The organism is Mesorhizobium sp. M0983 (assembly GCF_040318975.1).
Classification (GTDB): Bacteria; Pseudomonadota; Alphaproteobacteria; order Rhizobiales; family Rhizobiaceae; genus Mesorhizobium.
In genome coordinates this window covers 144,526-161,932 of record NZ_JAMYNH010000002.1, presented here as the reverse complement: position 1 = coordinate 161,932, position 17,407 = coordinate 144,526, and the positions used below count along the sequence as shown (strand labels likewise).

The following is a 17,407-nucleotide window of genomic DNA, read 5'->3' as shown; positions in this document are numbered from 1 at the left end:
CCGTGACGCGCAGCATCGAACTTGCCCATATCATCCGCCAAGATGACGGCACCGCCAGCGGTGTCTGGGGGCTCTATACGCTGCAAAGCGCTTTCCAGCCGATCTTCGCCTTCAACAAGGGCAAGCTTTCCGTCGTCGCCTTCGAAGGGCTGATCCGGCCGTTCCGCGACGGCGATCCGCAGCAGCCGATGAGTTTCTTCAACAGCTGTCCGGCGGTCGACCGCCTCCATATCGAGGCGCTGACACGGACGCTGCACCTTCTGAACGCCGGCGCCTGCCTGCCGCGAGACGCCTCCATCTTCATCAATTTCGATCCGTCGGTGTTCACCGACCGCGGCATCGCCGACAAGGCGCTGCGCGACATGCGGCTGGTGCTGCGCGAGGCCGACATTGATCCGCGCCGTGTCGTCTGCGAGGTCACCGAGCAGAAATCGGCGTCGCAGGAAACGCTCTACAATTTCGTCGAGGCGCTCAGGGGCAATGGTTTGCGCATTGCCGTCGACGACTACGGCGCCGACGAATCCGACATCAATCGCATCAAGGAACTCAGGCCGGACATCGTCAAGTTCGACGCCGACTGGATCATGACGCTGATGGAATCCGGTGCCGGCTTCGCCTTGCTGACCGCCATGGTGACCAGCTTCGAAGAGCAAGGCATCCGTACGGTGTTCGAGGGCATCGAGACGGGCTGGCAGCTCGAGCTTGCCGAAAAGTCGGGCGCCTCGATGGTGCAGGGCTACGTGCTGGCGCGCCCTGAGCTCGCGCCGACCAGCTTCCGCGTCTTCGACACGAACGGGCAGGCGGCCGCGGTGTTGGCCGATGCGGAGAAGGTGCCTGCGGCAGTTCCGCCATCGCGACGGCCGATGCGGCCCTTTGGCCGCAGGGTGGCATCGTGACCGGGCAAGCCGATATGCGGCGCAAGGTCGGTGAGGCGATCTTTGCCGACGAGGTCGGCATCGAATATGGCGTCTACGGCGCATTCCGGCTGAGGAGCGCCTACCAGCCGATCTTCGCGCCGCGCGGCAGATTTCTCGCCGCCGTCGCGGTCGAGGGACTGATCGAGCCGCATCGTGCAGGCAGGCCGGTGGCGCCGCAAAAGTTCTTCGAAGGCGTGCCGGCAGCGAATCGGCTATTTGTCGAAACCATATGTCGGGTGCTGCATTTGCGCAACTTCCGCAACATCGGCGTCGACGGGCTCGACCTGTTCTTCAACTACAATCCGCTGATCAACGATGACCCCGCACGGGCGCTGGCCGAAATCAGGCTGATGACCAGGCATCTGGCGGATTTCGGCCTGCATCCCGGCATGCTGGTCTGCGAGATCACCGAGCAGGCTGCCGGCGACAAGGTGCTTGTCAGCCTGGCGCGCGAGATGCGGCGCGACGGCGTCCGTATCGCCATCGACGATTTCGGCACCGGGCATTCGACGGAAGAAAGGGTCGCGCTGGTGCAGCCCGACATCGTCAAGATCGACGGCACCTGGTTCGCCGAATTCTGCCGCCATGCCGCCGCCGAGCGGTTTTTCCGGCCGTTGGTTTCGACGCTGCACGACCGTGGCGCCAAGGTGCTGGTCGAAGGCATCGAGAACGCCACGCATCTGCGCGTCGCGCTGGATGGCGGCGTCGACCTGCTGCAGGGCTTTTATCTTGCCCGGCCGGCGCTGGCCGGTACGATGTTCGATGAGGAGCCGCTGTCGAGCGACAGACTGCTTGGCAGGGATAGCAACGTCATCCCTTTGTTCGGATGAATGCATCAGCGGCGCTGATGGTTACGCCAAAACAAATCACTGGATGAAGCCGCCGCTGCCGCGATAGAGGCTGGATCAAGCCCTGAGACGGGTGGTTGCGAGCAAGGGGGAGCACCGATGATACTCTATGGAATGATCGACAGCGGCAATTGCTACAAGCCGCGCCTGTTGATGGCCAAGCTCGGCATCGCTTTCACCAATGTCGAGGTCAGCTCGCATGCCGGCGACACGCGCAAGCCCGACTATGTCGCGAAAAACCCGAACGCCATGGTGCCGCTGCTCGAACTCGACAACGGCCGGCGGCTGGCCGAATCCAATGCCATCCTGCTCTATCTCGCCGAAGGCACGCGGTTCCTGCCGGCGGACAGATACGAACGCGCGCTGGCCTATCAGTGGCTGTTCTTCGAGCAATACAGCCACGAGCCCTATATCGCCGTGCGCAGAGCACTGCTGACCTTCCCTGAAAGAGCCAAGGACGCGACGCCCGAGCGGCTGGCGGTGACGCTGGAGCGCGGCAACAAGGCGCTCGGCGTCATGGACAAGCACCTGGCCGGGAGCAGCTTCTTCGCCGGCAATGCGCTCAGCGTCGCCGACATTGCGCTCTATGCCTATACGCATACGGCCGAGACGGGCGGCTTTCAGCTCGACGCCTATCCGGCGGTCGCTGCCTGGCTGCAACGGGTCGAGGCCGACCCGGGGCATGTGCCGCTGGAGTGGCTGCCTTAATTCTGTTCTCACGCTTATCGCCGCTTCGCGGCTCGCTCCGGACGTCGCGCTTGTGGCTTCGGCCCGTGGCGTGAATGGACGCGCGGCTATTTCAGCAGGCGATCATATTCCGAATGGGTGCCTATCCAGAACCAGACCACGTCATCGTGGTCGCGAACAGCTACGGCGCGGTAATTGACATCAACCCGCGCCGACCAACAGCGCCCGACCTGTTTGAAATGCAACGACGGGTGGAACGGCTCAGAATTCAGTTTGGCGAAACGTCTGTTCGCCTTTGCTTTGATCAACGAGGGCAGTTTTGCGTAAGCCTCCCAAAACGAGGGAGTGGCAAAATGCTTCACAGAGGCCGAGTCCGGCCGGCCCGATGATCAGCCAAGGCCTGCTCGGCAAGCCTGTCCAGCCTGCCGGCCTTGGCATCGCCTTCAAACTGCTGGTCCCACATGTCGGCCTGCAGCGCCTCGAACCATGCGGCAAACGCCTTGAGCTCTTCGGGGCTTAGTTCGGCGACGGATTTCTCAATCTGTTCAAGCTTGCTCATGGGTTGATGGTACCATGACCGGGGTAAAAACACCACAAAGTGGTCCCACAGGACCAAGGCGGTGGTTCATCGGAATCCAGACAGCAAAAAGGCGGGACAAAATCCCGCCTTCCCATGCTTGGTAGCCTGATCGGGAGCGTTTTGGCCGGGCCGGCAGCAATCTGCTGCTTCGACTTGTCGGGGTCTTTCGCTCCGGCGCGCTTCTCGCGCGACCGCCAGTACATCCGTGACTTGCCGCGCGCCCCGGGCTATCGCCCGGCGCGCACCATTCGCAAAATCAGGCTGCCTTGCTCAGAGATCCAGCGGACGACTTGCCAGTGCGGCGGTCCTGCTCGATCTCGAAGTTGATCTTCTGGCCTTCGACCAGGGTCGACAGTCCAGCGCGCTCGACTGCGGAGATGTGAACGAAAACGTCCGCGCCGCCGCTGTCAGGCTGGATGAAGCCGAAACCCTTGGTGGAATTAAACCACTTGACCGTACCTGTTGCCATTTCGATAGTCCTTTACGTTTGCTTTAGTTTGACTGGACCGAAACCCAGCCGGTTTGTATCGAGATTTTGGAGATAGAACGTCAGCAAACGCGAATATCGCGAGGCCCGGATCGATCGGCCGAAATATCAATGGACCGCATATAATATGCTTTCGCGCGAAAAACAAGACGGGGCGGAAAATGGCGCGGCGGCAACGCTGCCCAACGGCCGCCCCAATCGCGTGAGAGCGTCGTCGTTGCGCGCCTGACGCGGGAGGACCGCGCCGGCTTCGGGCGCGACCGGGTTTTGGGGGAGAGGGCCATGAAAATCGTTCTGCTTGCCGCTTGCCTGACGCTGGTGGCCGCCGAGGCGCAGGCGGTCTCGCGCTACGACCCGACCCGCATGAGCTGCGGCAAGGTGCAGGCGACGATCGCGCGCGAGGGTGCGGTTATCCTGCGCTACAGATCGGCGCGCGTGCCGGGGCTGGCGCTCTACGACCGCTATGTGCGGAGCCAGCAATTTTGCGACATCGGCGAGGTCAGGGCGCGGGCCTCGGTGCCGAGTGCCGACACGAATTCCTGCACCGTCTACAAATGCAAGCGGGTGGAGATCGATCGGCGCTTCCGCCGGCGCCTGCTTCCGGATTAGGGGCGGTTGGCGTGCAGGGTGTCGGCCTCACCTGAATATCGACATACCTAAAACCCGAACGACACCTGCGCGGGCGGCGGCGGGCCAACCCGCACGCCTTCCATGGCCAACATCCTTTCCTTGGTGGCCGAGCCGCCGGGCGCGGAAAATCCGCCGATCTTGCCACCGGCGGCAAGGATGCGATGGCAAGGGATGACCAGCGGCACCGGGTTGGCGCCGAGCGCCGCGCCCGTCTCACGCGCGAGCCCGGCATGGCCAGCGCGTTTGGCCAGTTCGCCATAGGTGGTGGTTTCGCCGAAGGCGAGCTTTCGCGCCGCGTCATAAATCGCCAGGCGGAACTCGTCGACGCCGCTGAGATCGACCGGCACGCCGGAGAAATCGATATCCTCGCCGGCGGCATAGGCCTTGATCGAGGCGATCAGCTCCGTAACCCATTGCGGCTCGGGCTTGGCTGCCTGGTCGGCGGCGGCATGGCGCAGCAGCCGGCGCTCCACCGCGTCGCGATTGCGCTGCGGCAGGCAGAGCCGGGTCAGCCCGGCCTCGCTCCAGGCGATGCCCATGAAGCCGAGCACGGTTTCGAAGACCGCGTGGCCGGCGGTAGCATGAGAGGCATTCATGGCGTGCTCCTTTCCGGAATCCTGCGAAGTACAAATCCAGAACAATATCGCATTTCCCGGCCCGGCTCGCCACCCGAAAACCACCTTCTACCGCGGATTGCAGGGGGAAAGATGCTGGTGTAAGGACTTTCTTAACACCCGACGAACCGGACCCGAGCGCCGCTTGCCAGCAAAATTCCTCTTTCCCGTCCTTGCGGCGGTGTTGGCCGTGGCCGCTCTCAGCGGTTGCACCTCGACTTCGCCGGTGACCCCGGCGCCCGCCTTCATGGAAAATACGGCCAACACCGATGCCGGCTTCACGCTGGCGCTGCCCGACACGGTTTCGGTGCTGCCGGAACCGTCCGGCCTCGCCCAGACGGCAGCGCTGCCGGTCGAGCCGGCCGCCGCCTTTGCCGGGCCGACGCCGCTGGCGGCTTCTGCGCCCGCCGTCATGACCGCCAATGCCCAGCCAGCCATCGCAACGGCCGCTGTCGCCATGCCGGTCACCGAACAGACCGCCGCCATGCCCGGCGTTCAGCCGGTTTCCTACACCGTGCCGCAGAACCCGGCCGCTCTGGCCGCGACCGACCTGGCAGAGGGCCAGTCGAACGCCGGCGGCCGCAGCGAGATCGAGCGGCTGATCGAGAAATATTCCGCGCTTTACCAGGTACCGGTCGATCTGGTGCGCAGCGTCGTCAACCGCGAGAGCACCTTCAACCCGAAAGCCTACAATCGCGGCCATTGGGGGCTGATGCAGATCAAGCACGCGACGGCGCGCGGCATGGGTTATGATGGACCGGCAAGCGGCCTGTTCGACGCCGAGACCAATTTGAAATATGCGGTGAAATATCTGCGTGGCGCCTGGCTAGTCTCAGGCGGCAACCCCAAGCGCGCCGACCGGCTCTACCAGAGCGGCTATTACTACGACGCCAAGCGCAAGGGGATGCTGGGCGAAACCGGACTCGGCAGCGACCGCCTGCGCCGCCGCATGCAGCCCGATGCCTGAGCCGCGTCCGCCGGCGCCAAACGAAATAAGACTGCGCAAGATCCTCGACGACACGCTTCTGGCGCCGCGCTGGCCGGAAGGTTTCTTCATGCGCGCCTTCGAAGCCGCCGATGCACTCGCTTTGCATACGCTGTTGACCGCGGTGTTCGACGACGGCGCCGACGGGCCGTTCGACGAATGGTGGCCGCGCATTTCGGGCGACGCGGAATTCGACCCGGCTTTGTGTTTCCTGGTCATCGATCGCAAGGGCCGGCTGGCGGGTGCCGCGCTCTGCTGGACGCGGGCTTTCGTCAAGGATCTTGCCGTCCATCCCGAGGCGCGCGGCAAGGGCATTGCCGAGGCGCTAATGCGGCACGCCTTCGCGGTGTTTCAGGCAAGGGGCGCGACGCATGTCGACCTCAAGACCAACACGGTGGAGAACGCGGCTGCGGTGCGGCTTTATGAGCGGCTGGGGATGGTCGAGGTGGACTGGGCGGGTGAGAGGTCGGGGCAAGCGCCTTGGTAAGTGCGGCGATGTTCAGCAGAGGCTCCGACGCTCGAAGGTAACGGCATGGATCCTAGGGTCTCCGCGACGTCGCTTCGCTCCTGCTCCGCCCTAGGATGACGAAGGTACAGTGCATAAGGCCAATCGCGGACGTTGGAGATTGGCTGGAAACCTCCCCTCGCTTCGTCATCCTAGGGCGGAGCGAACGCGGAGCGCAGACCCTAGGATCCATGCCGTTACCATGGCTGTGGAGCGCAGCGCCCAAAAGGCCCTCATGTGATTTGACGCTGCGGCGCGCTGACCTACCCTCTAATGCCGGAACCGAGGAGACGAGCGATGCAGTCACCTTTCAACCGGAGCGTCGCGCTGGCCGCGGCGGTGATCCTTGTCGCCGCCACCGCAGCCTATGCCCATCATGGCTGGTCGTGGACGCAGGACGGGTTTTTCGAACTCAAGGGCCGGATCACGGCCATCTATATCGGCAACCCGCACGCCACGCTGGATGTCGACGCCGAGGGCGCGGTCTGGCGGGTGGAGATGGCTCCGCCCTCCCGCACGATCGCTGCCGGCTTCACGGAAGGTGTTGCCAAGGTCAGCGACGAGGTGACGGCGATCGGCCATCGCTCGCGCGACGAGAGCGAAAAGCGCATGAAGGCAGTCCGCATCATCGTCGGCGGCAAGACCTATGATGTCTATCCCGACCGCGTGCCGCCGGCCTGAATGGACGGGTTTTTCGCCGGCATCGAGCAACTCGCTTTGGTGCGGGGGCTGAAGGCCTCCTTCGTCGCCTACCCCATAATCAATGCGCTGCACATCATGTCGATCGGCGCGTTGCTGACCAGCGTCTGGCTGATCGACCTCAGGATTCTGGGCGCCTTCCGGTCGCTGCCGCAGGCGGCGTTCGTGGCGCTGCTGCGCCGCACCGCATTGGGCGCGTTCGGCGGTGCGCTTGTCACGGGCTCGCTGCTGTTTTCGGTCAGGGCGAGCGAGTATGCGGCGATGCCGATTTTCCTCACCAAGATGACACTCATCCTCCTCGCCGGCGCCAATTTCCTCGTCTTCATGCGCCGCGCAAAAGGCGGTGACGAGCCGGCTGGTGGGGGCACGGCCGTGCTGGCTGTGCTTTCGCTGATGCTGTGGACGTCTGTGCTTTTCGCCGGGCGGTTTATTGGGTTTCTCGGCTGAGGCGAGCGAGGCGCTGGCGTTCGCAACGTGCGAGATGGTTCGTGGCTCGAAACGCAGACCGAGGCGTGGCTGAAAGGCGCTGAAACATTGCCTCGAAGCGGCCGGCACCTCGTTGGAAAACATAGTCATGGTGCGCATCTACGCCGTCAATTCCGGCTTCTACAAACCATCAACCGCGTCTATGCGAAGTATTTTTCGACGAACTCGCCGGCGCGGAGTTTTGTGCCGGTGGCCTCGTGGCCGATGGAGTTTGATATCCAGATCGAGTGCGTGGCGGTGGCGTGAAGCGTCAACTTCTGCCCTTCCAGGATAATTTCCGCTTGTCTTTAAAGTAAAGTCGTCCCCAAATCCATCTGGGGATAGGGAGGGCGAGTCATGAACAAGCTGCCGAAAAAATTCGTCGCTTCAGCTTGTCGAAAATGAAGTGATCAAATGCGACACAATTGACGGCGACAAGGCGAAGGAAGCTGTAACTAGGATGCGCAAGGCTGCAAGCAAGTTGGAGAGAACAAAGAACAAAATCGTGAAGGAAGCCGTCGTCGATGTTGTGGATTAGCCTACTAAAGTACCAGACATTTTTATGGATCAGGCTGCCGCTGGCGATGTTCGTCGCTTTTATGGCTTTGCCTCAACCCGCCACTGCAAAATGCGCCGATATTCCCATGGCAGTGGTCGGTCCTATGACCGGCGATTGGGCGTACGACGGTGAGGAGATGCGGCGGGGCGCTCAACTTGCAGTAGACGACATTAATGCCAAGGGCGGGGTACGAGGATGCAAGATAGTACTCACCGTGCTCGATGATCAGTATACACCAGCCACCGCGATAGCCCTCGCCAAGAGATTGGCAAAAGAGGGGGTTCGCTTTGTTATCGGCCATTTCAACTCAGGCAGTTCTGTCCCTGCCGCGATGATCTATGCCAAGAACAACACTTTGATGGTCAGCCCCGCGTCGACAAATCCCGCTCTTACCGAATTCAAACTTTGGAATGTCATTCGCACGGTCGGTCGTGACGATGTTCAGGGGATGTTTGCCGGCGAGTATATGGCCGATCATTTCTCAGCACAAAATCTTGCCATCGTTAGCGATGGTACGCCCTATGGTGATGGCTTAGCGAACAAGGCAAGAAAAGCGCTGCGAGCAAAGGGGCATCCTGAAAAGCTGGCCAAAAAGATCAAACCCGGCCAAGGCGATTTTGCAGACCTCATCAGCAAACTTAAATCGATGAAGATCGAAGTTCTCTTCTTCGCGGGGCTTGCCGACGATTTTGGTCCGCTCGTTCGCCAAACCAAGGAAGCTGGGCTGAAGGTTCAGTTCATCTCCGGAGATGGAGCTCTAGTTCACGATCTGCCCGGGAAAGCGGGGCCCGCATTGGAAGGCGTGCTAATAGCATTTTCGCTCGAGGACCGGAGCAATCCTGCCGCAGCCGACGTTGTCGCGCGCTTTCGTTCTCAAGGATTCGAGCCGGCAGACTACACGCTGAAGTCCTATGCGGCAGTCCAAGTGGCGGCCAAGGGTATCGAAATGGCAGGTGGTCAGGCGCCAAGGGCTGTTGCGGCTTCTATAAAATCCGGCCAGCCAATTCCGACCGTGTTGGGGAACCTGACCTTCGACGCGAAGGGAGATCGAAATCAGCGTGACGTAACAATGTACGTCTGGAAAAGGCGGGGAGACGGCACACTCATGATGGATTTCCAATCCCCATAGCTTACGCAAAATACTCCTGCAGCGGCCGCACTTCCAAACTCCCCGCCCGCAGCGCCGCAATCGCCTCCGCCACCGCAGCTGCACCCGACAGCGTCGTGTAGTACGGCACTTTCTGCATCAGCGTTGCGCGGCGCAGCGATTTCGAATCCGATACCGCCTTCTGGCCGTCCGTGGTGTTGAAGACGATCTGCACCTGGCGGTTGCGGATGGCGTCCTCGATGTGCGGGCGGCCTTCCAGAACCTTGTTGATTTTCTCGGCGGCGACGCCGTTTTCGGCGAGGAAGCGGGCGGTGCCAGAGGTGGCGAGCACCTTGAAGCCCTGGCCGGCGAGCCGCTTGACCGCCGGCAGGATGCCTTTCTTGTCCTCGTCGCGCACCGAGACGAACAGCGTGCCGGAGCGCGGCAGGTCGACGCCGGCGCCTAGCTGGCTCTTGGCGAAGGCCAGTGCGAAGTCGCGGTCGAGGCCCATGACCTCGCCGGTCGAGCGCATTTCCGGGCCGAGCAATATGTCGACGCCGGGAAAGCGGGCAAAGGGGAATACCGCTTCCTTGACCGCGATGTGGCCGGGATTGCGTGGGTCGGGCATGGCGCCGTAATGGGCGAAGGCGTCTTCCAGGCTTTCGCCGGCCATGATGCGGGCAGCAATCTTCGCGATAGGCCGCCCGATAGTCTTGGCGACGAAGGGCACGGTGCGCGATGCCCGCGGATTGACCTCCAGCACATAGACGGTGCCGTCCTTGATCGCGTACTGCACGTTCATCAGCCCGCCGACATTGAGCGCGCGGGCAAGGGCTGCCGTCTGGCGCTCCAGCTCGTCGACGAGCTCCGAGGGCAGCGAATGCACCGGCAGCGAGCAGGCGCTGTCACCGGAATGGATGCCGGCCTCCTCGATGTGCTCCAATATGCCGGAGACGTAGGTCGCCTTGCCGTCGCAGAGGCAATCGACGTCGACCTCGATGGCGCCTGAGAGATAGGTATCGAACAAAAGCGGGTTCTTGCCGAGCAGCGTGTTGATCTGGCCGGTCTTGTCGTTGGGGTATTTCTGCTTGATGTCCTCCGGCACCAGGCCGGGCACGGTGTCGAGCAGATAGGATTGCAGCATGCTCTCGTCGTGGATGATCTGCATGGCGCGGCCGCCGAGCACGTAGGACGGGCGCACCACCAGCGGGAAGCCGAGCTCGCCGGCGACGAGGCGGGCCTGCTCGACCGAATAGGCGATGCCGTTCTTCGGCTGGCTGAGGCCGAGCTTGTGCAGCAGCTTCTGGAAGCGGTCGCGGTCTTCGGCGAGATCGATCATGTCGGGCGAGGTGCCGAGGATCGGGATGCCGGCCTTCTCAAGCGCGTCGGCGAGCTTCAGCGGCGTCTGGCCGCCGAACTGGACGATGACGCCGACCAGTTCGCCGGCCGCCTGCTCGGCGCGCAGGATTTCCAAAACGTCCTCCGGCGTCAGCGGCTCGAAATAGAGCCGGTCGGAAGTGTCGTAGTCGGTCGAGACGGTCTCCGGGTTGCAGTTGATCATGATCGCCTCGAAGCCGGCGTCACGCAGCGCAAACGCCGCATGGCAGCAGCAATAGTCGAACTCGATGCCCTGGCCGATGCGGTTGGGGCCGCCGCCGAGGATGACGACCTTTTTGCGCGACGAGACCTGCGCCTCATTGGCGAGCGCGCCGGCGAACGGCGTCTCATAGGTCGAATACATGTAAGCGGTGGGCGAGGCGAACTCGGCCGCGCAGGTGTCGATGCGCTTGTAAACCGGATGCACGTCGAGTTTTTCGCGAATCTTCTGGATTTCTTCGACGTCTTTCCTGACCAGGGACGCGAGGCGGGCATCGGAAAAACCCATCGCCTTCAGCATACGCAGATTGGCGGCGTCCTCGGGGATGCCGTGCTCGCGGATGCGCGCTTCCATATCGAGAATGCCGGCGATCTGTTCGAGGAACCACGGGTCGATCTTGCACATTGCGTGCACGTCTTCCAGCGAGGTGCCCATGCGGATCGCTTGCGCCACCATGCGCAGCCGGTCCGGCGTCGGCGTGCCCAAAGCGGCGCGAATGGCGTTGCGGTCGTCGACGTGGCTGGCGGCCGTGCTGCCATGGCCGATGCCGGGGATCTCGATTTCGTCCAGACCGGTCAGGCCGGTCTCCAGCCCGCGCAGCGCTTTCTGCAGCGATTCCTGGAAAGTGCGGCCGATGGCCATGACCTCGCCGACCGACTTCATCGAGGTGGTCAGCACCGGCTCGGCGCCGGGGAATTTCTCGAAGGCAAAGCGCGGGATTTTGGTGACGACATAGTCAATGCTCGGCTCGAACGAGGCCGGCGTCGCGCCGCCGGTGATGTCGTTCTCGAGCTCATCCAGCGTGTAGCCGACGGCGAGCTTGGCGGCGATCTTGGCGATCGGGAAGCCTGTCGCCTTGGAGGCCAGCGCAGACGAGCGCGAGACGCGCGGGTTCATCTCGATGACCACCAGACGGCCGTCGGCCGGGTTGACGGCGAACTGCACGTTGGAGCCGCCGGTCTCGACGCCGATCTCGCGCAGCACCGCGATCGAGGCGTTGCGCATCATCTGGTATTCTTTGTCGGTCAGCGTCAGGGCCGGGGCGACGGTGATCGAATCGCCGGTATGGACGCCCATCGGGTCGATGTTCTCGATCGAGCAGATGATGATGCAGTTGTCAGCCTTGTCGCGGACAACCTCCATCTCATACTCCTTCCAGCCGAGCACGCTCTCCTCGATCAGCACTTCGGTGGTCGGCGAGGCGTCAAGGCCGGACTGGACGATCTCGTAGAATTCGGCGCGGTTGTAGGCGATGCCGCCTCCGGTGCCGCCCATGGTGAAGGACGGGCGGATGATGGCGGGCAGGCCGACATGGTCGAGCGCTTGTGCTGCGATCGCCATGCCGTGGCTGATGTAGCGCTGCTTGCGGTCGCCCTCGCCGAGGTTCCAGCGCGTTTCCAGCGCGTCGAGTGCGGCGTCAAGATTTTCGGGCTTCTCGGCCTTCAGTGCGGCGCGCTCGGCTTCATGCGTCTTGCGGTCGGCGTTCTTGACGTCGGTGGCGTTGGCCAGCATCGACTTCGGCGTTTCCAGGCCGATCTTGTTCATCGCCTCGCGAAACAGCGCGCGGTCCTCGGCCTTGTCGATGGCGTGCGCGTCGGCGCCGATCATCTCGACATTGTAGCGATCGAGCACACCCATGCGGCGCAGCGACAAAGCGGTGTTGAGCGCGGTCTGGCCGCCCATGGTCGGCAGCAGCGCGTCGGGCCGCTCCTTGGCGATGATCTTGGCGACAACTTCCGGCGTGATCGGCTCGATATAGGTGGCATCGGCCAGCTCCGGATCGGTCATGATGGTGGCCGGATTGGAGTTGACCAGGATGACGCGAAAGCCCTCTTCCTTCAGTGCCTTGCAGGCCTGGGTGCCGGAATAGTCGAACTCGCAGGCCTGGCCGATGACGATGGGGCCGGCCCCGATGATCAGGATCGACTTGATGTCGGTGCGTCTTGGCATGTCGAGGGTCCGTTTGGCGGGCGGCTTGCACAAAAAGCCGGACGGGATGACCCGGCCGGTTGTGCTCGCGATTCTGGTATCAGGCTAGGAGGGCCTTATAGGGAAGAGTTTTGCCGGATGTAACCCCCTAAAATGCGGCTTTGTGTGCGGGTCCACTAGCTGGGCAATCGCTTCAGGTTTAGATGCCGGTGCTGCCCCTCACCTGCCTACCGGCATCCTCTCCCCGTATAGTGACGGGGAGAGGGGCGCTCTCATGGACGATTTCGCCACTCGCCAGCATTGCAAGAAGGGCGCCGACGCTGCGGCCAGCCCCTTCTCCCCGTCACTATACGGGGAGAAGTGCCCGGCAGGGCGATGAGGGGCGGCGCTGATTCCTACAATTACACCAGTCCACTCTCTCTATCCTCCGCTCGCCAGCGCGTCGGTGATCTCGAAGCGTTCGGCAACGCCGACGCGGATGATGTTCAGGCTGCCCTCGCGCGTGAAGCGGAATTCGCCGGGCCCATTCGCACCGGCCGGCTTGCCTGACTGGAAGCTGATGACGCGCGTGCCGCCATCGGGCCAGGTCACGGTCACCTCGGTCTTGTCGCCGGTGTGCACGACCGCCGCCTTGCAGTTGGTCATCGGCTGGCCGACATAGCGCGCGCAAGGGATCGCCTTGCCGGCACCAGGGACCGGTGTCCCCGGCGGCTGCAGCCGTGCAACGGTTTGTGCATCGGCCGGAGGCGATGCATTGATCGCGCCGAAATTCTGGACGGGATCAACCGCGGGCGCCGATCCATCAACCTGTCCAGTCGAGGGGTTTCCAGCGGCCAGGGCCAGGCGGTAAGCATCCTCGATCGCCACCCTACCGATTGCGTCAGTGGAGTTCAGCGCCGTTTCGGGAGCGGTCGCGCCGAGGCGCGTTGTCAGATCGGGCAGCGGTTGAGAGGCAGGGCTCTCCGTATTGGCCGCCGCCTGGGGTGTCACTTGCTGGGGATTGATAGGGTCGAGGTAGCGCGCCGGAGCCCATCCGCTCAGCTTGGGGTCGTCAATGTCTTCAACCTTGCACCACCGATGGCCGCTGACGTCGCCGCAGCCGAGATTTTTGACGCTCGAACCAATCGGCAGCCGCGCCTCGATTTTGCCCATGGCCGATGCCGTGGCGCGCACGTTCAGGAGATCACCCGGAGCGAGACCCGTTACAATCGAGATGATGGGCTCCGGCTCCTGGCCCTTCGCCGGCAACCCCGCCAGCATCAGCGGAGCGGCAATCACCGCAAGCAGCATCGTCGGGAGTGTTACTGTGCGCCTAATCATCTGCCATGGGCGGTAGGTTGCATTGCGAAGGCGTGGCCAGGCACGGAAGCGCCATCGCACGCCAGCCGGTTTTTATAGGCGACGAGGCGGTGCTGTGTAAGCCCGAAAATGAGTAAGGTGCCGCGTGTTGAATCGCGGAGCAAGCCACTTCCGTGAGCTGAAAGCCGGCAAAATATTGCACATTTCATGTAAATATGCACTCTCTCAAGTAAGGTTGAGGAGGGCAATATGGTCGACCTTGAAATATTTGCGCAGGTGGAAAACATAGTTCGCCAGCGTATCAAGAAAACGCGCGCCGAAATTGAGGCTTCACTTGGTCACATCGCCAACGGTAATCCGCTGGCCGCCGAACAGACCCTCTCCAGGCGGCTCGACAGGTTGCAGGTAAAAGCGTCGCTCAGCCGCACCGAAGCGGAGATGATATCGGCTGCAATCGACATGAGGTCTGCCGGGGAGAGAAAGGCCGCCGCCAAACAGCCAGGACCGGAAGCAATTCTCGGCCCAACGCTCGATTTCATCGGGGTCGCATTTTTGGAACGTGGGCGCCGTGTGGCCGATGCGGTCGGCCGCGTTGCCTTTCTCAACGGCAATCCACAAGGATCGGGTTTTCTGGTCGGGCCAAGGCTGTTCCTCACAAACAACCATGTGATTTCGTCGCCGGCAGATTCCCGGCGCTTCCAGGTCCAGTTCGATTATGAGCAGGACGGTGCGAATGCCGTGCGCACGCCGACGACGTTCCTGCTCGATCCTGAATTCTGTTTCGTGACCGATAGCATAGAGGGTCTGGACTATACGCTGATCGGGGTCGGCGAGCGGCGTTCCGGCCCAAAGGAACTGGGGGAGTTCGGTTTTATCTCGCTGTCGGATGCGCGCGACAAGCATATGCTTGGCGAAATCGCCAACATCGTTCAGCACCCCGATGGCCGCTTCAAGGAACTGGTGCTGCGTGAAAACCGGCTGGTGGCCCGCGACGAAACGGTTCAAGTGCTGCACTATGTTGCCGATACCGAACAGGGTTCGTCCGGTTCACCGGTTTTCAACAATGAATGGGAGCCAATTGCCCTGCACCATTGGGCAGGGCCATTCCACGAGGTGACGGGCATAGGTGGCTATGCGCTGACGCGCGAGATCAACGAAGGCATAAGGATCAGCGCCATCGTTGACGATCTGGGCGCTAGAAAGTCCAGGCTGCCGGGCTCCTCGGCATCGGCGGTTTCGCAAGCTCTGGCGATTTGGGCCGGCACGCCGCGCATGATGGACGAGACAGTTCGGCTGAACGCCGACATTCGCGAAGATGTGCTGGACAAGCCGGTGCAGCGGCCGGAACCGGATGACAATCCACCGGCGACGAGACACAACGCCGATGGCTCGGTCACCTGGACTTTTCCCGTCGAGATAAATGTCCGGGCGCCCTTGATCGACCGCGACGGAGGCGATGCGAGACGAAGCGACGAAGGCCCGGCAAGCGAACCCGCAAAGTTAGCAATCGCCGAGGCAGCGGCTTGGAAAACAGAGGATTTCGACGATCGCGGAGGGTATGAACCCGGCTTCATACCGGGCTTTGTCCTGCCAATGCCGACGGTTGCCAATTCACCCTACCGGTTGGCCAAGAACCTTCTTGCCAAACCGGGCGAGGATCCACACGAATTGCGCTATCATCATTTTTCGATCTTGATGAACGCCGATCGCAGGCTTGCCTTCGTCACCGCCTGCAATATCGATGGATCTCGCACCAAGGCGGTCAATCGTGACGACAAGACCGTCATCGACAACCCGTCGCTTGTCGAGTTGGGAGTGGAGTCGATTTCCGGTGCGGAAGCCAGCGACGCTTTCCGGCCCGACCGTCGCATCGACCCTGGCGAGCAGATGACCCAGGAATTCTATTCGAGCCAGAATGTGCCTGGATTTCCCGTCCTAAAATCCAAGGAACGAATAGCTCGAATGTTCCAGAAGGGCCATATTACGCTTCGCGGCGACCCTGCATGGGGAGTGGATCAGGAGGCGGTCGCGGCAGAGCGGGACACGTTTTTCTATCCCAATGCTGCGCCGCAAGTCGGCTTCTTCAATCAGGGAAGCTCGCTTGACCATCCCGGCTCCAAGGGGAAACTGAGATGGCGCGCGGTGGAAACCTATGTGCTGCGCAACGCCTATACGACGCGAGGCCGTGTCACGGTGTTCGCCGGCCCAGTGTTCCGCGAGGACGATCCTCCTTACCGCTTCAACAGCCATGTTCCGCTGAAATTCTGGAAGATCGCGCTGTGGTCCGATCAAGCTGGCCTGCGCGCCATCGCGCTGCTGGCGGACCAGAAGCCGGTTTTGGAAGTGATGCCCGAAGCGTTCGGTGGGCGTGCCGAGGCATTCGACGACCCGCTTGAAATTGCCAGGGTATCGGAGTTCCTTTCGACGGTGGCCGAGATTGAAGAACTGACTGGCCTGAACTTTGGCCAGCAGGTGCGCGACGCCGACATTCGGGCCGGATCCGAATCGGCTCCTGCACAGACTTTCAACCCAACGCAACTGGCGCCCAAGACCTCACGGCCAAAGGCTTCATCGGCCAAGACTTCGGCGGCCAAGACTTCGGCGGCCAGAACCCGACGTCCTGCCAGGCGATCGAAGCGATCCGCGTCCGACAAGTGAAGATTGGACCGGTCGCGGCCATCGAGGCTGCTTGCCTGCCGCTCGAAGGCGGTCATCCGTTCAGCCTGGCATGAGCAAGCTCAGCCCGGCATGAAGCCGGTGCGCAGCGCGTGAGCCCATTCGGGCCGTCCAGCCTGCTCGGCCCGACGCGCCGCCCCCTCGTGGTCATAGTCGACGGCGATGGCCTCGAAACGATCGGGATGCAGGTCGATGATGCCGTAGCGGGCGTGCGGCGAGCCTTGTTCGGAGACATGCGCCGGCGGCGTATCGTCGTGATAGGCCGGGCAACCGATGCTGCCTGGATTGAAAATGACCGGACCGCCGGGAATGCGGACCAGCTCGCTACGATGGCTGTGGCCGCAAAGCATGACGCGGCAGGCGGGATCGATCGCGCCGAGCCGCCGCTCGATGGTGGTCAGCGGCGCGCGCACCAGTCGGCCGTCGACTATCGCGTCAGCCAGGTATTTTTCGTCGTGGTCGGGCCGGGCGTGGAAGGCGAGTACGCCGGGCGCCACCTCCAGCGTGACGGGCAGCGCGAACAGCGCCTCGCGCTGGGCTGCCGTCAGCCGTTCATGCGCGTAGCGGTCGGAAGGCCACATGGTCTCGTCGCCGGTGTCGTAGGCAACGCGGCGGTCGTGGTTGCCGCGCACCGTCGGCAGCTCGAGCGCCTCGAGCCGCTCCATGGTCTCGCGCGGCCAGAGAGGGCCGGAAACGCAATCGCCGAGATTGACGATGAGGTCGGCGCCGCCGTGTCGCCGCAGATCGTCGAGCACGGCGTCGAGCGCCAGGACATTGCCGTGGATGTCGGCGAGGACGGCAATGCGCATGGCAGGCTCCGTTTGTTGGAATGGCTGGAGGACA

General features: G+C 62.7%; 17 protein-coding genes and 1 pseudogene. 11 read left to right on the top strand and 7 right to left on the bottom strand.

From position 1 onward, the window contains the following. Positions 1–2: 2 nt before the first annotated feature. The 3 genes from NKH71_RS04305 (at position 3) to NKH71_RS04295 (ending at position 2,473) form a co-directional block, all read left to right on the top strand. Positions 3–896, top strand: a complete 894-nt coding sequence (locus NKH71_RS04305) for an EAL domain-containing protein (RefSeq protein WP_352791410.1) — start codon at positions 3–5, stop codon at positions 894–896. Next, positions 893–1,747, top strand: coding sequence for an EAL domain-containing protein (locus NKH71_RS04300; protein WP_352791408.1), 855 nt, complete (start codon positions 893–895; stop codon positions 1,745–1,747). The genes NKH71_RS04305 and NKH71_RS04300 overlap by 4 nt, the downstream gene beginning before the upstream one ends. Positions 1,748–1,864: 117 nt before the next feature. After that, on the top strand, positions 1,865–2,473 hold the full coding sequence (locus NKH71_RS04295; protein ID WP_352791407.1) for a glutathione S-transferase family protein: 609 nt from the start codon (positions 1,865–1,867) through the stop codon (positions 2,471–2,473). 86 nt (positions 2,474–2,559) lie between these two features. Here the strand turns inward: NKH71_RS04295 and NKH71_RS04290 are convergent, their stop codons facing one another. From NKH71_RS04290 to NKH71_RS04280, 3 genes are all read right to left on the bottom strand, one after another. Further along, the gene (locus tag NKH71_RS04290; RefSeq protein ID WP_352791406.1) at positions 2,560–2,814 is read right to left on the bottom strand and encodes a type II toxin-antitoxin system RelE family toxin; all 255 of its coding nucleotides are present in this window, start codon (positions 2,812–2,814) and stop codon (positions 2,560–2,562) included. Then, positions 2,811–3,011, bottom strand: a complete 201-nt coding sequence (locus tag NKH71_RS04285) for a hypothetical protein (protein ID WP_352495012.1) — start codon at positions 3,009–3,011, stop codon at positions 2,811–2,813. Before NKH71_RS04285 ends, NKH71_RS04290 begins: the two co-directional genes overlap by 4 nt. A 277-nt stretch (positions 3,012–3,288) precedes the next feature. Next, positions 3,289–3,501, bottom strand: coding sequence for a cold-shock protein (locus tag NKH71_RS04280; RefSeq protein ID WP_023678332.1), 213 nt, complete (start codon positions 3,499–3,501; stop codon positions 3,289–3,291). Between the two features lie 300 nt (positions 3,502–3,801). Here NKH71_RS04280 and NKH71_RS04275 point away from each other — a divergent pair, with 300 nt between their 5' ends. Further along, positions 3,802–4,128, top strand: coding sequence for a hypothetical protein (locus tag NKH71_RS04275; protein WP_023719370.1), 327 nt, complete (start codon positions 3,802–3,804; stop codon positions 4,126–4,128). Positions 4,129–4,175: 47 nt separating this feature from the next. Here the strand turns inward: NKH71_RS04275 and NKH71_RS04270 are convergent, their stop codons facing one another. Continuing rightward, positions 4,176–4,745, bottom strand: a complete 570-nt coding sequence (locus NKH71_RS04270) for a methylated-DNA--[protein]-cysteine S-methyltransferase (RefSeq protein WP_352791404.1) — start codon at positions 4,743–4,745, stop codon at positions 4,176–4,178. Between the two features lie 163 nt (positions 4,746–4,908). Between NKH71_RS04270 and NKH71_RS04265 the strand changes: the two genes are divergently transcribed. The 6 genes and pseudogenes from NKH71_RS04265 (at position 4,909) to NKH71_RS04245 (ending at position 9,105) form a co-directional block, all read left to right on the top strand. Beyond that, complete coding sequence (locus NKH71_RS04265; protein ID WP_352791402.1) at positions 4,909–5,730, top strand: transglycosylase SLT domain-containing protein; 822 nt, start codon at positions 4,909–4,911, stop codon at positions 5,728–5,730. Next, a complete protein-coding gene (locus tag NKH71_RS04260) occupies positions 5,723–6,235 on the top strand; it encodes a GNAT family N-acetyltransferase (RefSeq protein WP_352639955.1) in 513 nt (170 codons plus the stop codon). The genes NKH71_RS04265 and NKH71_RS04260 overlap by 8 nt, the downstream gene beginning before the upstream one ends. Positions 6,236–6,550: 315 nt before the next feature. Next, positions 6,551–6,934 (top strand): DUF6152 family protein, encoded by a 384-nt coding sequence (locus NKH71_RS04255; protein ID WP_352483163.1) that lies wholly within the window; start codon positions 6,551–6,553, stop codon positions 6,932–6,934. Then, positions 6,935–7,399 carry a hypothetical protein gene (locus NKH71_RS04250; protein WP_352483164.1) on the top strand — a complete coding sequence of 155 codons (465 nt, stop codon included), beginning with the start codon at positions 6,935–6,937 and terminating at the stop codon, positions 7,397–7,399. A 45-nt stretch (positions 7,400–7,444) separates the two neighbouring features. Beyond that, a pseudogene (locus NKH71_RS33380) lies at positions 7,445–7,684 on the top strand (Rid family hydrolase); the annotation flags it as partial. A 257-nt stretch (positions 7,685–7,941) separates the two neighbouring features. Next, entirely contained in the window at positions 7,942–9,105 is a 1,164-nt protein-coding gene (locus NKH71_RS04245) for a branched-chain amino acid ABC transporter substrate-binding protein (protein ID WP_352639954.1), read from the top strand. 1 nt (position 9,106) lies between these two features. On the opposite strand, the gene carB is transcribed toward NKH71_RS04245, so the two are convergent. Continuing rightward, positions 9,107–12,610, bottom strand: coding sequence for a carbamoyl-phosphate synthase large subunit (gene carB, locus NKH71_RS04240; protein ID WP_352639953.1), 3,504 nt, complete (start codon positions 12,608–12,610; stop codon positions 9,107–9,109). 399 nt (positions 12,611–13,009) lie between these two features. Beyond that, positions 13,010–13,879, bottom strand: a complete 870-nt coding sequence (locus NKH71_RS04235) for an SH3 domain-containing protein (RefSeq protein ID WP_352791398.1) — start codon at positions 13,877–13,879, stop codon at positions 13,010–13,012. A 258-nt stretch (positions 13,880–14,137) separates the two neighbouring features. On the opposite strand from NKH71_RS04235, the gene NKH71_RS04230 reads away from it, so the two are divergent. Further along, positions 14,138–16,546, top strand: a complete 2,409-nt coding sequence (locus NKH71_RS04230; protein ID WP_352894530.1) for a DNA/RNA non-specific endonuclease — start codon at positions 14,138–14,140, stop codon at positions 16,544–16,546. 80 nt (positions 16,547–16,626) lie between these two features. Here the strand turns inward: NKH71_RS04230 and NKH71_RS04225 are convergent, their stop codons facing one another. Then, positions 16,627–17,373: a metallophosphoesterase family protein gene (locus NKH71_RS04225; protein WP_352791394.1), complete on the bottom strand. Its 747-nt coding sequence runs from the start codon at positions 17,371–17,373 to the stop codon at positions 16,627–16,629. Between the last annotated feature and the right edge of the window lie 34 nt (positions 17,374–17,407).

Bases quoted from the DNA above. Each gene is read 5' to 3' on its own strand.
- NKH71_RS04295 (WP_352791407.1), top strand. From the start codon at position 1,865: ATGATACTCTATGGAATGATCGACAGCGGCAATTGCTACAAGCCGCGC.
- NKH71_RS04285 (WP_352495012.1), bottom strand. From the start codon at position 3,011: ATGAGCAAGCTTGAACAGATTGAGAAATCCGTCGCCGAACTAAGCCCC.
- NKH71_RS04280 (WP_023678332.1), bottom strand. From the start codon at position 3,501: ATGGCAACAGGTACGGTCAAGTGGTTTAATTCCACCAAGGGTTTCGGC.
- NKH71_RS04275 (WP_023719370.1), top strand. From the start codon at position 3,802: ATGAAAATCGTTCTGCTTGCCGCTTGCCTGACGCTGGTGGCCGCCGAG.
- NKH71_RS04270 (WP_352791404.1), bottom strand. From the start codon at position 4,745: ATGAATGCCTCTCATGCTACCGCCGGCCACGCGGTCTTCGAAACCGTG.
- NKH71_RS04260 (WP_352639955.1), top strand. From the start codon at position 5,723: ATGCCTGAGCCGCGTCCGCCGGCGCCAAACGAAATAAGACTGCGCAAG.
- NKH71_RS04255 (WP_352483163.1), top strand. From the start codon at position 6,551: ATGCAGTCACCTTTCAACCGGAGCGTCGCGCTGGCCGCGGCGGTGATC.
- NKH71_RS04250 (WP_352483164.1), top strand. From the start codon at position 6,935: ATGGACGGGTTTTTCGCCGGCATCGAGCAACTCGCTTTGGTGCGGGGG.
- NKH71_RS04245 (WP_352639954.1), top strand. From the start codon at position 7,942: ATGTTGTGGATTAGCCTACTAAAGTACCAGACATTTTTATGGATCAGG.
- carB (WP_352639953.1), bottom strand. From the start codon at position 12,610: ATGCCAAGACGCACCGACATCAAGTCGATCCTGATCATCGGGGCCGGC.
- NKH71_RS04235 (WP_352791398.1), bottom strand. From the start codon at position 13,879: ATGCTGCTTGCGGTGATTGCCGCTCCGCTGATGCTGGCGGGGTTGCCG.
- NKH71_RS04230 (WP_352894530.1), top strand. From the start codon at position 14,138: ATGGTCGACCTTGAAATATTTGCGCAGGTGGAAAACATAGTTCGCCAG.
- NKH71_RS04225 (WP_352791394.1), bottom strand. From the start codon at position 17,373: ATGCGCATTGCCGTCCTCGCCGACATCCACGGCAATGTCCTGGCGCTC.